Origin of the sequence: Allocoprobacillus halotolerans, from assembly GCF_024399475.1 — a bacterium.
Lineage (GTDB): Bacteria > Bacillota_I > Bacilli_A > Erysipelotrichales > Coprobacillaceae > Allocoprobacillus > Allocoprobacillus halotolerans.
The window spans coordinates 721,721-736,827 of sequence record NZ_CP101620.1 but is presented as its reverse complement, the minus strand read 5'-3'; the positions used below and the strand labels follow the sequence as shown (position 1 = coordinate 736,827).

At 33.1% G+C, this 15,107-nt stretch carries 13 protein-coding genes and 2 pseudogenes; all 15 read left to right on the top strand.

The annotated features are described in order from the left end of the window. The first annotated feature begins 16 nt into the window (after window positions 1–16). The 15 genes and pseudogenes from NMU03_RS04525 (at window position 17) to ascB (ending at window position 14,996) form a co-directional block, all read left to right on the top strand. Window positions 17–262, top strand: a complete 246-nt coding sequence (locus tag NMU03_RS04525) for a TetR family transcriptional regulator (RefSeq protein ID WP_290141493.1) — start codon at window positions 17–19, stop codon at window positions 260–262. Next, a complete protein-coding gene (locus NMU03_RS04520; protein ID WP_290141492.1) occupies window positions 259–570 on the top strand; it encodes a TetR/AcrR family transcriptional regulator C-terminal domain-containing protein in 312 nt (103 codons plus the stop codon). Before NMU03_RS04525 ends, NMU03_RS04520 begins: the two co-directional genes overlap by 4 nt. Window positions 571–670: 100 nt before the next feature. Beyond that, the gene (locus NMU03_RS04515; protein WP_290141491.1) at window positions 671–3,289 is read left to right on the top strand and encodes a calcium-translocating P-type ATPase, PMCA-type; all 2,619 of its coding nucleotides are present in this window, start codon (window positions 671–673) and stop codon (window positions 3,287–3,289) included. 74 nt (window positions 3,290–3,363) lie between these two features. Continuing rightward, window positions 3,364–4,014, top strand: coding sequence for a DUF2238 domain-containing protein (locus NMU03_RS04510; RefSeq protein ID WP_290141490.1), 651 nt, complete (start codon window positions 3,364–3,366; stop codon window positions 4,012–4,014). A 31-nt stretch (window positions 4,015–4,045) separates the two neighbouring features. After that, the gene (locus NMU03_RS04505; RefSeq protein ID WP_290141489.1) at window positions 4,046–4,663 is read left to right on the top strand and encodes a DUF2238 domain-containing protein; all 618 of its coding nucleotides are present in this window, start codon (window positions 4,046–4,048) and stop codon (window positions 4,661–4,663) included. Window positions 4,664–4,907: 244 nt separating this feature from the next. Further along, complete coding sequence (locus NMU03_RS04500; protein ID WP_290141488.1) at window positions 4,908–6,230, top strand: PTS sugar transporter subunit IIC; 1,323 nt, start codon at window positions 4,908–4,910, stop codon at window positions 6,228–6,230. A gap of 77 nt (window positions 6,231–6,307) precedes the next feature. Continuing rightward, a pseudogene (locus NMU03_RS04495) lies at window positions 6,308–7,068 on the top strand (IclR family transcriptional regulator). 3 nt (window positions 7,069–7,071) lie between these two features. After that, window positions 7,072–8,106: a mannonate dehydratase gene (locus tag NMU03_RS04485; protein ID WP_290141486.1), complete on the top strand. Its 1,035-nt coding sequence runs from the start codon at window positions 7,072–7,074 to the stop codon at window positions 8,104–8,106. Window positions 8,107–8,199: 93 nt separating this feature from the next. After that, window positions 8,200–9,534 (top strand): annotated as a pseudogene (locus tag NMU03_RS04480) (glycoside hydrolase family 1 protein); the annotation flags it as partial. 10 nt (window positions 9,535–9,544) lie between these two features. Further along, window positions 9,545–9,844 (top strand): PTS sugar transporter subunit IIB, encoded by a 300-nt coding sequence (locus NMU03_RS04475; protein WP_290141485.1) that lies wholly within the window; start codon window positions 9,545–9,547, stop codon window positions 9,842–9,844. A gap of 72 nt (window positions 9,845–9,916) precedes the next feature. Continuing rightward, window positions 9,917–11,635, top strand: a complete 1,719-nt coding sequence (gene ilvD, locus NMU03_RS04470) for a dihydroxy-acid dehydratase (protein ID WP_290141484.1) — start codon at window positions 9,917–9,919, stop codon at window positions 11,633–11,635. Continuing rightward, window positions 11,635–11,925: a hypothetical protein gene (locus tag NMU03_RS04465; protein WP_290141483.1), complete on the top strand. Its 291-nt coding sequence runs from the start codon at window positions 11,635–11,637 to the stop codon at window positions 11,923–11,925. The genes ilvD and NMU03_RS04465 overlap by 1 nt, the downstream gene beginning before the upstream one ends. Continuing rightward, a complete protein-coding gene (locus NMU03_RS04460) occupies window positions 11,925–12,566 on the top strand; it encodes a bifunctional 4-hydroxy-2-oxoglutarate aldolase/2-dehydro-3-deoxy-phosphogluconate aldolase (RefSeq protein WP_290141482.1) in 642 nt (213 codons plus the stop codon). Before NMU03_RS04465 ends, NMU03_RS04460 begins: the two co-directional genes overlap by 1 nt. 1 nt (window position 12,567) lies before the next feature. Next, window positions 12,568–13,566 carry a sugar kinase gene (locus NMU03_RS04455; protein WP_290141481.1) on the top strand — a complete coding sequence of 333 codons (999 nt, stop codon included), beginning with the start codon at window positions 12,568–12,570 and terminating at the stop codon, window positions 13,564–13,566. An 11-nt stretch (window positions 13,567–13,577) separates the two neighbouring features. Continuing rightward, complete coding sequence (ascB, locus tag NMU03_RS04450; protein ID WP_290141480.1) at window positions 13,578–14,996, top strand: 6-phospho-beta-glucosidase; 1,419 nt, start codon at window positions 13,578–13,580, stop codon at window positions 14,994–14,996. Window positions 14,997–15,107: the final 111 nt, after the last annotated feature.

Sequence of the window (15,107 nt, the reverse complement as noted above, 5' to 3'; positions counted from 1 at the left end):
GAAATTGGTGAAAAACATGAATTCTAAAAATAATACTAAAGATTTATTGGCAGATAGTTTAAAAGAACTGATGGTAAAAAAGTCATTTGAAAAAATAACGATTAAACAGATTTGTGATGCAACGGGAGTTATTCGTATTGTTTTTTATAATTATTTTTCTGATAAATATGATGCTTTAGAATATATTGTTGATCGTGATCTTTATGAAACTGTATTACCTTATATCAAGTGTAAAAAAGAGAAGATGCATTTAAGGTCATGATTTATACAATTCAGGAAAATATTGATTTTTATAGGGCTGGTTATCAGATTATTGGACAAAATAGTTTTGAAGATGCTGTATATAAAGCTGTTGGCAAGATTGTGAGTGATTTTTCAAAGCATATAGATACAAATCTTATAAGTTATGATAAATTTTATAAAGGTACTTTGCTGAAGTTTCATACAATTATGATTGCTGAAGGAATTAAAGAATATGTTTTGAATGATAAAGAATTTGATCCTTTGTATTTAATTGAACTTTATAGGTGGTTAATTTCTTCAAGTGAAATACTTTTAGAAGAAAAATAAACATTTATTATAAATTGTCTATATAAATTGAAGTGAATACGTTGTATACTAAGAGTAGAAGAATAATTTCTGCTCTTTTTAGATATGGAGAAACGGAGGAATGAATATGATTGTTTCGCATTATGAAGAAAAAGAGGTTTTGATTCAACAGTTAGATAGTGATGAAAATAATGGATTGACTTTATCACAAGTTGAAAAAAATAGAGAAAAATATGGGCGTAATACTTTAAAAGCAAAAAAGAAGAAAACATTCTTTCAAAAATTTCTTGAACAGTTTAAAGATGTTATGATTGTGATTTTATTGTTTGCTGCATTGATTAGTTTTGTGATTGCTTTTTCAGAAGATGATATGATAGCTTTCTTTGAACCATTATTAATTGTAGCGATTGTTGTGGTGAATGCTTTGATGGGTGTGATTCAAGAAAATAAAGCCGAAAAAGCAATGGAAGCATTGATGCAATTATCTTCACCCCATGCCAGAGTTATTCGTGATGGAAAACAACAAATGATTGATGCGAAAGATTTGGTTGTTGGTGACATCCTCATTTTACAAGATGGTGACTATGTTCCAGCAGATGCAAGGTTATTGGAAGAATCAAGTCTAAAAGTTGAGGAATCAGCTTTGACAGGAGAAAGTGTACCAGTTGAAAAAGATGCGATTGAACCAGTGGCATTAGAAGCACCATTAGCTGAACGTTTGAATATGGTTTATTCAGGATGTAGTATTCTTTATGGCAGTGCCAAAGCGATTGTTACACAAACGGGTATGAATACAGAAATGGGGAAAATTGCGAAACTGATTGATGATGAAGTGGATACAAAAACACCTTTACAAAATAAATTAGCACAATTAGGAAAATATTTGGGTGTGTTATCATTAGTCATTTGTTTGATTATTTTTGTCATGGGTATTATTGATGGTATGGATTTGATGGAAATCTTTATGACATCTGTTTCTTTAGCTGTTTCAGCCATTCCTGAAGGATTGCCAGTGATTGTAACGATTGTTTTATCCATTGGTGTGAGTCGTATGGCTGAACATAAAGCTATTGTCAAAAGATTACCAGCCGTTGAAACTTTAGGAAGTACATCGATTATATGTAGTGATAAAACAGGAACATTAACACAAAATAAGATGACACTTGTCAAACTATATACAAGTGAAGAAAAACAATTAAAAGATATTGATAAAGCACAAAGTGAATTAGATTTAAAATTATTGAAGGCAGCTGTTTTATGTTGTAATGGTGATATTGAAGTGAAGGATGGACAAGAAAAACCTTTGGGTGATCCTACTGAAACATGTCTGGTATCAGCTTTGATGCATAAAGGTATTACGAAACAACAAGTGAATGATCAATATCCCCGTGTGTTTGAACTGCCATTTGATTCTAATCGTAAGTTAATGACAACGGTTAATCAAGTTGGTAAAAAAAGATATGCGATTGTCAAAGGCGCATATGATGTTTTGGTAACACGTTGCTTAGATGGAAATATGGAAGTTGTCAATGAAGCCATGTTGAAAATGAGCCAACAGGCTTTGCGTGTCATTGCGGTAGGATATAAAGAAGTCAGTGATCAAGACGATGCCTATGATTTTGAATATCTAGAAAATGATTTGCATTTTGCTGGTTTATTAGGCATGATTGATCCACCACGACCTGAGGCTAAAAAAGCTGTTGTGGAATGTCAAAAAGCAGGTATTAAACCTATTATGATTACTGGTGATCATGTCGTTACAGCTAGGGCTATTGCTAGAGAATTAGGTATTCTTGATGATGGTGATAAGGCTATTACAGGTGTGGAATTGGATAATATGTCTGATGCAGAATTTGAAAGCAAAGTTGAACATATTTCCGTTTATGCTAGAGTTTCTCCAGAAAATAAGATTCGTGTTGTGAAAACTTGGCAGAAAAAAGGTTATATTGTTTCTATGACAGGAGATGGCGTCAATGATGCTCCGGCATTAAAAGCCTCTGATATTGGATGTGCGATGGGTATTACTGGAACGGACGTTGCTAAAGGAGCAGCAGATTTGACATTGATGGATGATAATTTTTCAACAATTGTGGCGGCTGTTAAAGAAGGACGAGGTATTTATAATAATATCCGTAAGACTGTTGGTTTTTTGCTGGGAACAAATATTGGTGAAGTCGTTCTTGTCTTTTGTGCTATGTTGTTTTGGAAGCAAGCACCTCTATTATCTATGCAATTATTATGGATAAATTTAGTTACAGATAGTTTACCAGCGATTGCTTTAGGAAGAGAACCAATCGAAGATGATGTCATGGAAGAAAAACCACGAGATAAAAATGAAAGTTTATTTGCTCATGGTTTAGGTGTACAAATTATTTTACAAGGATTAATGTTTGGTTGTTTAGCCTTGATTGCATTTCGTTTAGGTTGGCTTGAAACAGGAAATATTGAATCAGGACGAACAATGAGTTTTGTGGTTTTATCATTATCTCAAATTATTCATGCTTATAATATGCGTTCATCAAAATCATTATTTAAGATTGGTATCTTTAAAAACAAGCATTTAAATCAAGCAACTTTCATTTCTGTTATGATGATATTTATTGTTTTATTTGTTCCAGCCATTAATCATATTTTTGGATTTGAAATATTACCTGTATATTTATATATAATTGCATTGCTTTTAGCATTTGTACCTGTTTTGATTTTAGAAATTGTCAAAGCATTACATCTTATTCAATAGTTATATGAATATAAACCCTCTATTTGTGTATATATTATAAGAGGGTTTATTTTTTATCTAATGAAGGAGATTTTATGCTAACCAAGTTATCAAAAGGATTATATTGTTTATATGGTATTTATATAGTAACACTGATAAGTGCTTTTTTTATTCATATAAAAACGATTAATTTACAAGGCATAATGATGTGTTTATCGGCTTGTCTTACACCTTTTCTTTTTCCATTGTTTATGCATTTATGTCATTTGAAAATGACAATTGAAATGAAAATGATAAATATTGTTTTTATTTATTTTTCTTCACTTATTGGTAGTTGTCTAGGTGGATATGGATGGCCTTGTTTTGATAAGATGATTCATTTTATAAGTGGTATAATCATCAGTGTTGTAGCAGCTATGTTCTTTCATTTTATTAAGAAAGAAAAATATATTCATCATCAGGCGGATTGTTATATTTATTATATTTTTATCATGGCAGTGAATTTATCCATAGCTGTTTTATGGGAATTTTATGAGTATGCCATGTTGATTTTCTTTCAAAATGATTGTATTCATCATTATACAACAGGTGTTCATGACTCTATAACGGATATGCTTTGTGCTTTTGTAGGAGGAGGCATTGTATTATATCAAGTCATAAGATATGTCCATAAACAAAATCGTTATGTTATAATCAAATTGATGCATCAATTCTATAATCAAAATATTTCATGTTATGAAAAATAGTGATACAATAAAATAAAAGAAGGTGCAACATATGAAAAAATTAAAAGCTTTATGGATAGTTTGTATAATGATTTATATCATGACATTGATTTATGCTTTTTATACCAATTGGCAAGGAAAATATTTTGGTATGACGTTTGTGGCTTGTTTAACGCCTTTTATTGTTCCTGCTTTTATGAAAATCATTCGTGTCAAAGTTCCTTTGGAATTTCATATTGTGAATATTGTTTTTGTTTATTTTGCAAGTTTGTGGGGAAGTTGTTTAGGTGGCTATCAATTACCTTATTTTGATAAATGGGTTCATTGTGCCAGTGGTGTTGTTATTTGTGAAATGATTTATCTGCTTTATAAAAATTATTGGCGAGATGATAAACGTCGTTTGCCTATGTTTATCTTTTTGAATGGTGTCAATGCCAGTATAGCTTTACTTTGGGAATTCTATGAATATGCCTTACTTGTTTTCTTCCAATATGACGCTATTAAACATTTTTCAACGGGTGTTCATGATAGTATCACAGATATGTTAGTTGCGGTGATTGGAGGAATGGTTTTATCTATGTATCTCATGCGTTTTGATCAAAGTCAAAAACCACATTTCTTTGTTTCATTGGAAAGAAAAATATATTCTATGAATCATAAAAGTGAATAAATTGGAATGAAAAGAAGTCTTTGAAGTTATCAAGATTTCTTTTTTGTTTTGATAGATATCTGTTTTTTTTCATAAACTGACTTTGTTCGTATATATGAAAAGATACGTTCGCAATTATGAATAATAGAAATATTATTTTATTTTTTCCTAAAAAGATGTTGACAAAGTTCGGGGGGGGTTATAATTAAAATGTACAAAATAGCGAATATAATTCGCAAATACGGATAAGAGAGGAGAGAGAAATATGGGGTTATCCGAATCTGCAACTGAAAAGTTGTTAGTGATTGCTGATAAAATCAGTAATCAAAAGCACATGAGTTCAATCAAAAATGCCTTTACAACATTAATGCCAGTTATCATTACTGGGGCATTCTGTACTCTTGTGACTAATGTTGTTTGTTCTACAACAACAGATGGTATTTCATTGGCTAAACTTCCTGGTATGGCTTGGCTTGAAATATTATCACCTATTTTCAGTGCTGCAAACTATGCAACATTGAATTTCTTTACAGTAGGGGCTGTTATTCTTATTGGTCTTGAATTAGGTAAGAAAAATGGTATTAATACTTACGCACCTGCTGTTGTCGCATTATGTTCATTTGTGGCTTGCTGTCCAACATTTATTAATTTCTCTTTAGATGATGGTAGTGTGGTACAAGTTGCTGATGTACTTGGTAAAGATTATACTGCTGCAAAAGGATTGTTCTTAGGAATGGTTATTGCAATGCTTTCTGTAGAATTATTTTCTTGGATTGTTAAATCTGGTAAATTAAAAATTAATATGCCAGATACAGTTCCACCAAATGTTTCTACATCATTTAATGTATTATTCCCAGTTATGTTAACAATCATTGCTTGTTCAACAGTAAATTTTGGTATTAATCAATTAACTGGCATGACATTATATGACATTATTTATACAATGTTACAAAAACCATTGGAAGCTGTTATGCAAGGTCTACCAGGATTGTTAGTTCTTATGTTAGTGGCTCAATTATTCTGGGTTATCGGTATTCATGGTAACCAAATCATTAAACCAGTTCGTGAACCATTGTTAAATGCTGCTATTATTGCAAATACTGATCTTGTAAACTCTGGAGTTAAAGATCCTAGTCAATTAAATATTATTAATATGTCTTATTGGGATGTTTACATGTCAATGGGTGGATCAGGTGTAACTATTGGTTTAATTGTAGCGATTTTCCTTTTCTGTAAACGTGAAGATTATAAAGGGGTTGCTAAATTATCATTAGCACCTGGTATCTTCAATATCAATGAAACAATGACATTTGGTTTACCAATTATGTTAAACCCAATCTTAGCAATTCCTTTTGTAATTACACCATTAGTAACTGGATCAATTGCTTACTTTTTAACAGTAATTGGTTTCGCTGATATTCTTGTTTATGCAATTCCATGGACGACACCTCCGATTTTAAGTGCATGGTTAGCATCTGGTGGAAGTATTACTTGTATCATTACACAATTGATTTGTATTGCTGTGTCAATTTTAATTTATATTCCTTTCGTTATTGCAGCAAACAAACAACAAGCTGCTTCTGAATAAAAATACAACCACCCTTAGGGGTGGTTTGTATTCCATATAAGCCTAAAATTATGATATGATTATAAAGGGGTGTTCATATGAAATTAAATCGAACATTATTAAGAGCTATTGATATTTTAGAGTTGTTATCAAAAAATAAAGAAGGATATACTTTAGCTCAAATAGCTACAATTTTGGATTCACCAAAATCAAGTATTTTTGATATTTTAAAAACACTCTTATATAAAAATATGATTCTTGAAGATACACAAACAGGCATTACCAAATATAAAATTGGTTTACAATCTTTTTTAATCGGTAGTAGTTTTTTAAATGATATGGATATTGTGAATGTCGCCAAAAATAATTTAATTGAACTTGCAAATAAAATGCACGCTACAACATTTATGGCTGTTTTAGATGATTTTAAAGTGACTTATATTTATAAATATGAATCTGTACATAGTATTATTACGACTGCCAATATTGGCACACGTAATCCATTACATAGTACAGGGCTTGGAAAAGTACTTTTAGCTTTTTCTAGTGAAGATGTTTTAAAAGATGCTTTAAAAACAATGACATATGAACCGATTACACCATACACCATTACATCTCCTGAAAAATATTTTGATGAATTAAAAAAGTTAGACAAAATGGATATGCGATTGATGATCGAGAAAATTCACTTTATCAATATTGTGCAGCGGCACCGATTAGAAATCATAATGGCGATGTGATTGCAGCGATTAGTTGTGTAGGATTATATGAAAAATTTATAGATTTAAGTGATTTAGGAAATATTGTGAAAGAAACAGCACTTACGATTTCAAAAAGCTTAGGATATAAGGAGGAGTAACGCATGAAAATGACATTTCGCTGGTATGGTCAAGATGATCCTGTGACATTAGATAACATTAGACAAATACCAAATATGACAGGTGTAGTCAGTGCCATTTATGATATACCTGTAGGACAGGTATGGCCCATAGAAAGGATTCAAGCTTTAGTTGATGAGGTCCATCAACATCATTTAGAGTTAGAAGTCATTGAAAGTGTTCCAGTCCATGAAGACATCAAATTAAAAAGAGGACACTATCAACAATATATAGATAATTATAAACAAACAATTAGAAATTTAGCACAATGTGGAATCAAATGCATCTGTTATAATTTTATGCCAGTTTTTGATTGGACACGTTCTTCGATTGATCATGTATTAGAAGATGGTTCTCAGGCTCTTGTCTATTATCAAGATGAAGTCAGTCAGCTTGATCCAACAAAATTAACATTACCAGGATGGGATGCTTCTTATACACCTCAAGAAGTTGGTGAACTAATCGTAGCTTATCAGCAGATTGGAGAAGAAGGCTTATGGGAAAATCTGGCTTACTTCATACAAGAAATCATGCCAGTGGCTATTGAATGCGATGTCAATATGGCGATTCATCCTGATGATCCACCATGGTCTATTTTTGGGATTCCTCGTATTATTACATGTGAAGAGAATTTAGATCGTTTTATATCATTATATGATGATCCACATCATGGTTTAACATTATGTAGTGGTTCACTTGGTTGCACTGTTCATAATGATATTCCAGCATTGATTAGAAAATATGGAGCACAAAAAAGAATTCACTTTGCACATGTTAGAAATGTTAAAATCTTAGAAGATGGTTCTTTTGAAGAAAGTGCACATTATGCAAAATGTGGTTCATTAGATATGGTAGATATTATGCGTGCTTATGTTGAAACAGGTTTTGAAGGTTATATTCGACCTGATCATGGACGTATGATTTGGGGAGAACAAGGAAAACCAGGATATGGTCTTTATGATCGTGCCTTAGGGGCTATGTATCTTGGTGGAATTATAGATGCTTTGAAAGGAAAATAAAACAATGATAAAGAAAGTTCAATTACCTGATGATTTTTTCTAGGTGCTGCTGCCAGTGCTTGGCAAACAGAAGGCTGGAGTGGTAAAAAAGAGAATCAGGATTCTTATATAGATTTATGGTATAAAGAAAATAAAAATGTTTGGCATAATGGTTATGGTCCAGCCATAGCTACTGATTATATCCATCGTTATCAAGAAGATATTGGATATATGAAAGAAATTGGTATGAATTGTTATCGTACATCATTAAACTGGTCACGTTTTTTAGTGGATTATGAAAACGTGATTGTGGATGAAGATTATGCTGCTTATTATGATGCCATGCTTGATGAAATGCTTGCTCAAGGTATTGAACCGATGATTTGTTTAGAACATTATGAAATACCTAGAGAATTATTTGAAAAATATGATGGCTTTGCGAGTAAACATGTTGTGGATTTATTTGTGCAATATGCTAAAAAAGCATTCGAAAGATATGGACATAAAGTGAAATACTGGTTTGCCTTTAATGAGCCCATTGTTGTTCAGACACGAATTCATTTAGATGCTTTGCGTTATCCATTTTATCAAGATAGTAAGGCATGGATGCAATGGAATTACAACAAAGCGCTTGCAACAAATATGATTATGAAGATTTATAAGGAAGGTGGCTATCAGGGAAAATTTGGAACGATCATTAATGTTGAAACGGTTTATCCTCGAGGGAATCATCCATTAGATTTACAAGCTGCGAATATGTATGATTTGTTCTATAATCGTATTTTCTTAGATCCTGCCATTAAAGGGCATTATGAAGATGGATTCTTTGATTTATTAAAGAAACATGACATTTTAATGGATTATACACAGGAAGAATTAGACATCATTCAAAACAATACATTGGATTGGGTGGGTATTAATTTATATCATCCTAATCGTGTAAAATTCAGAACAACGGCTATTCATCCTAATGCCCCATTCCACCCTGATTTCTACTATGAAGACTTTAATATGCCAGGTAAAAAGATGAATCCGCATCGTGGTTGGGAAATTTATCCAAAAATCATGTATGATATGGCAATGCGTATGAAAAATGAGTATGATAATTTTGAATGGTTTGTTGCTGAAAGTGGTATGGGTGTTGAAAACGAAAAACAATATAAAGATGAAACAGGCATCATTCAGGATGATTATCGTATTGAATTTATTAAAATGCATTTAGATTGGTTGATTCGAGGAATTCAGGAAGGATCAAACTGTAAAGGTTATATGTTATGGGCATTTACAGATAATGTATCACCAATGAATGCTTTTAAAAACAGATATGGTTTAGTTGAAATTGATTTAGATGATAATCGTTGTCGTCATTTGAAAAAATCAGCTTATTTTTATAAAGATTTAATTCAATCACGTGAATTTGAAATAGACGATGATCAAGATGTAAAATAAGGAGGATATTATGATGAATATTTTACTTGTATGTTCAGCTGGTATGTCAACAAGTTTACTTGTGACAAGAATGGAAAAAGCAGCGAAAGATAAAGGTTTAGAAATTAAAATTGAAGCTCATCCAGTCGCTGAAGCTGAAGTTTATGGTAAAGAAGCTGATATGATTTTATTAGGACCACAAGTACGTTTTCAATTGCAGAATATTCGTTCATTATTCCCTGAAAAACCAGTAGAAGTGATTGATACAAGAGATTATGGAATGATGAATGGTGAAAAAGTTTTAAATCATGTCTTAGAAGTTTTGGATTGATAGGCAATCTTATTTTTAAGATTGTCTTTTTCGCTGTGAATCATGATAAAATAAAAAGAAAGGATGATGAAAATGTTGAAAAGTCAAAAATTAAGAGAAATGGCACCAGAATTAGATCCTTTACGTTTAGGAACAGGATGGAAATTAGAAGATTTATCAAAACCACAAATTATCATTGAAAGTACTTTTGGAGATAGTCATCCCGGTAGTGGACATCTTTTTGAACTTGTTGAAAAAGCCAGAGAAGGTGTGAGTGAAGCTGGTGGTTTTGGCGCTAGATATTTTACGACAGATATTTGTGATGGAGAAGCACAAGGGCATGATGGCATTAATTATTCATTGGCTTCACGTGATATGATTGCGAATATGATTGAAATTCATGCCAATGCAACACCTTTTGATGGGGGTGTCTTTATTGCCAGCTGTGATAAAGGGATGCCTGCTCATTTGATGGGATTAGGACGTGTCAATATTCCTTCCATTGTCGTGACTGGTGGCGTTATGGATGCTGGTCCTGATTTACTCACTCTCGAACAAATAGGAACTTACAGTGCCATGTATGAACGTGGAGAAATTCCTAAAGAAAAGTTTGAATTTTATAAACATCATGCCTGTCCTTCATGTGGTGCCTGTTCATTTATGGGAACGGCTTCAACGATGCAGATTATGGCAGAGGCTTTAGGTTTGACGTTACCAGGAAGTGCCCTTCTTCCAGCAACCAGTGAAGATTTAAGAGAATTTGCCAAACGTGCTGGAAAACAGGCTGTGTGGCTAGCCAAACATGATTTGAAACCTAGAGATATTGTGACAATGAAATCTTTTGAAAATGCCATTATGGTTCATGCGGCTATTTCTGGTTCAACGAATTCTTTATTGCATTTACCAGCAATTGCGAAAGAATTTGGTGTTGATATTGACTCTGATACATTTGATCGTCTACATCGTGGAGCGCATTATCTATTGGATATTCGCCCAGCCGGACGTTGGCCAGCCCAATTTTTCTATTATGCTGGTGGGGTACCAATGATTATGGAACAAATCAAGAGTGTCTTACATTTAGATGTGATGACAGTAACAGGCAAAACTCTTGGTGAAAACCTAGAAGATTTAAAACAGTCTGGATATTATGAAAAATGTTTTAAAAATTTAGAAAAATATGGCATTCAAAGAGAAGATGTCATCCGTTCATTTGATAATGCTTTTGGAACAGATGGAAGCATTGCGATATTAAAAGGAAATTTAGCACCAGAAGGTGCAGTTGTCAAACATACAGTTGTACCTAAAGAAATGTTTGAAGCAACACTTGTCGCAAGACCATTTGACTGTGAAGAGGATGCGATTCAAGCTGTCTTATCACATCAGATTCAACCAGGAGATGCTGTGTTTATCCGTTATGAAGGGCCAAAAGGAAGTGGCATGCCTGAAATGTTCTATACAACAGAAGCGATTGCCTCAGATGAAACATTAGGCTCAAGCATTGCTTTAATCACTGATGGTCGTTTTTCAGGAGCTTCTAAAGGCCCAGCAATAGGACATGTATCACCTGAAGCGGCTTCAGGAGGACCAATTGCCTTAGTGGAAGATGGTGATTTAATTGAAATCAATATTCCAAAACGTATCTTACGTATATGTGGCATACATGGTCAGAAGATGAGCGAAGAGGATATTCAAAAAGTATTGGAAGAAAGAAGAAAACATTTAAAACCTTTCCAAAGTCGATATCAAGATGGTGTTTTAAAAATCTTTTCTGAGCATGCAGTTTCTCCAATGAAAGGTGGATATATGAAATAATGGCAACAAAAAAAGTTAAGAAAGATAAAATGGATGGATTAACAGAAAGACAAAAGAATATCATTCGTCTACGTGAAAAACTAAATGCACCTGATCCAAATGATATTCATGTTTTTACCAAATATAAAATTATAACCTATATCTTTGATATTGTTTTTCCACCTTATGCATTGTATCGTATCTGGAAAAAAGATTCACCATTTAATGCTCAAGAAAAAGGTATACAAACAGCTGTGTGTATCATTTATATGATTGTTTTATTTGCAAATTTATGGGAGGTGTATGGTTGATGAGAAAATCAGAAGTATTAACTTGTTTAAGACAACAGGGTGTTGTCGCTGTAATTAGAGGAGAAAGTTTAGAAGAAGGGATTGCCATTTCTAAGGCATGTATTCAAGGAGGATTGACAGCTATTGAAATGGCTTATACCAATGCCAATGCATCACAGATTATTAAAGAATTGAATGCCATGTATCAGGATAATCCCGAAGTTTTAATTGGTGCAGGAACTGTTTTGGATGCGCCAACAGCTAGAAATGCAATTTTAGCAGGTGCGAAATACATTGTATCACCATCATTTGATAACGATACAGCGATATTATGTAATCGTTATGGTGTTCCTTATGTTCCGGGATGTATGACAATCAAAGAAATTGTGACAGCGATGGAAGTGGGAAGTGAATTGATTAAATTATTTCCTGGTAGTGCTTTTGGACCAAGTTATGTCGGTGCGATTCAATCACCATTACCACAGGCATCTATCATGGTCACTGGTGGTGTCAAAGTGGACAACGTGAAACAATGGTTTGATGCCGGTGTTGACGCTGTTGGTGTTGGTGGCGAATTAAATAAACTTGGAGCTAAAGGGCAATGGGATGAAATTACGCGTGTTGCCGCTCAATATGTACAGGCAGTGAAAGAGGCAAGATAATATGAATGTTTTATGTATGGGGGAAACGCTATTAAGATATTCAACACATAAGGGCCATCGTATCTCTGAACTTGATTTTCAAGTTCATGTCGGTGGCAGTGAAACCAATATTGCGGTTAATCTTGCCCAATATGGTTTTCATACATCATTGCTGACAAAACTTCCTCAACATGCTTTAGGGGATGCTGTTATATCTTTTTTACATGGCTTTGGTGTCGATACATCACATATCTTAAGAAATGATATGCGTATGGGAAGTTACTTTTTAGAAAATGGCAGTGGCAATCGTGCCAGTCAGGTCATTTATGATCGCTGTTATAGTGCCATGACATCTTTTACATTAAAGGATGTGGATATAGAAGAATTATTTCAAAATATAGATGTTTTTGTCGTTTCTGGAATAACAGTGGCTTTAAATCAGTCCATTCAGGATGCAGTGGTAGAAATGGTCAAATATTGCCGAGGAAATAATATTCTTGTTGTTTATGACAGTAATTATCGTGCAAAACTTTGGAGTCAGCAAGAAGCTGGTCAGGCATTAAAACGAATATTGCCATATGTTGATATTTTATCAGCTGGATATTTGGATGCCAAAAACTTACTGGAAATAGAGAGTTCAAAAGAAACATTTGAAGAACGTTTGAAAGATGTTTATCAACAAATCAAAGCTTTATATCCACAGCTTCAATATATAGTTTCAACAAAACGAGATATTCTTTCAACCAGTGTCAATGAGTTGACTGGATATTTATATGACGATACTTTACATGTTTCCAAAACTTATCATATTGATGATATTGTTGATCGTGTAGGTGGTGGCGATGCCTTTATTTCAGGTGTTTTATATGGTTTACTACAAAATCATGATATAACATATAGTTTGGAATTTGGATGTTGTGCTTCGGTTTTAAAACATACGATTCATGGCGATGCGAATCGTTTTACAGTCACTGAAATTGAAGATTTTATGTCTTGTGGAACATCAAAGATTAATCGATAGGAGGTAAGAAAATGAGTTTTCCTAAGAATTTTTTATGGGGTGGTGCAATTGCTGCCAATCAGGCAGAAGGTGCTTACCTTGAAGATGGTAAAGGTCTAACAACTGTGGATATGATTCCTCATGGTGAAAAAAGAATGTATGTCAAACTTGGGGATATGTATCCAGTGGAAATGATGGAAGGAGAAAATTATCCTAGTCATGAAGCCATTGACTTTTATCATCATTATAAAGAAGATATTGCTTTATTTGCTCAGATGGGATTTAAATGTTTTAGAACATCTATCTCATGGGCAAGAATTTATCCTGATGGCGAAGGACAGGTCAATGAGGCAGGGATTGCTTTTTATAAAAGTATGTTTGAAGAATGTCGTCGCTATGGAATTGAACCATTAGTAACATTATGTCATTTTGATGTACCAATGGCACTTGTAAATAAATATGGTTCTTTTAGAAGTCGTGAAATGATTGAATGTTTTACACGTTATGCACGTACTTGTTTTGAAGCTTTTGATGGACTTGTGAAATATTGGTTAACTTTCAATGAAATCAATATTTTATTACATTCACCTTTTTCAGGAGCTGGTATTAGTTTTAAACCAGGAGAAAATAGAGAACAAGTCAAATACCAGGCTGCTCATCATGAACTTGTGGCTTCTGCTCTGGCAACTAAGATTGCTCACGAAGTCAATCCTCAAAATATGGTTGGATGCATGTTGGCAGGTGGGCAGTTCTATCCATATAGCTGTAATCCTGAAGATGTTTGGCTAGCAATGAATAAAGATCGTGAAAACTTAATGTTTATAGATGTTCAAACAAGGGGTTATTATCCAAGCTATAGTCAACGTATCTTTAAGGAAAAAGGTATTGTTTTGGATATTCAAGAAGGAGATTTAGATATTTTAAAACAATATCCCGTAGATTTTGTATCATTTAGTTATTATCAATCAAGATGTGCAAGTAGTGATCCAACCCTTATGCCTACTGATGGAAATGTTGTGAAATCAGTTAAAAATCCTTATTTAAAAACAAGTGATTGGGGTTGGCAGATCGATCCTCTTGGTTTACGTATTACTTTAAATGCTTTGTATGATCGTTATCAAAAACCATTGTTTATTGTAGAAAATGGATTGGGTGCTAAAGATGTGATTGAAGAAGATGGCACAATTCAAGATGATTATCGTATTGACTATTTAAGAGAACATATTAAAGCAATGAGTGATGCGATTGATGATGGTGTAGATTTAATGGGTTATACAACATGGGGATGCATTGATCTTGTTGCTGCAAGTACTGGTGAAATGAGTAAACGTTATGGTTTTATTTATGTGGACAAAGATGATGAAGGACATGGAACATTAAAACGTATGAAGAAAAAATCTTTTGACTGGTATAAAAAAGTCATTGAATCAAACGGCGAAGATTTAGATTAGTTATATAGATTGAGTCAACGAAATATTGGCTCTTTTTTTATCAAATGTTGTTTTTTGAATTCAAGATTATCCATGTTAAAGATATGAAAATGAATGATATTACGAAAATAT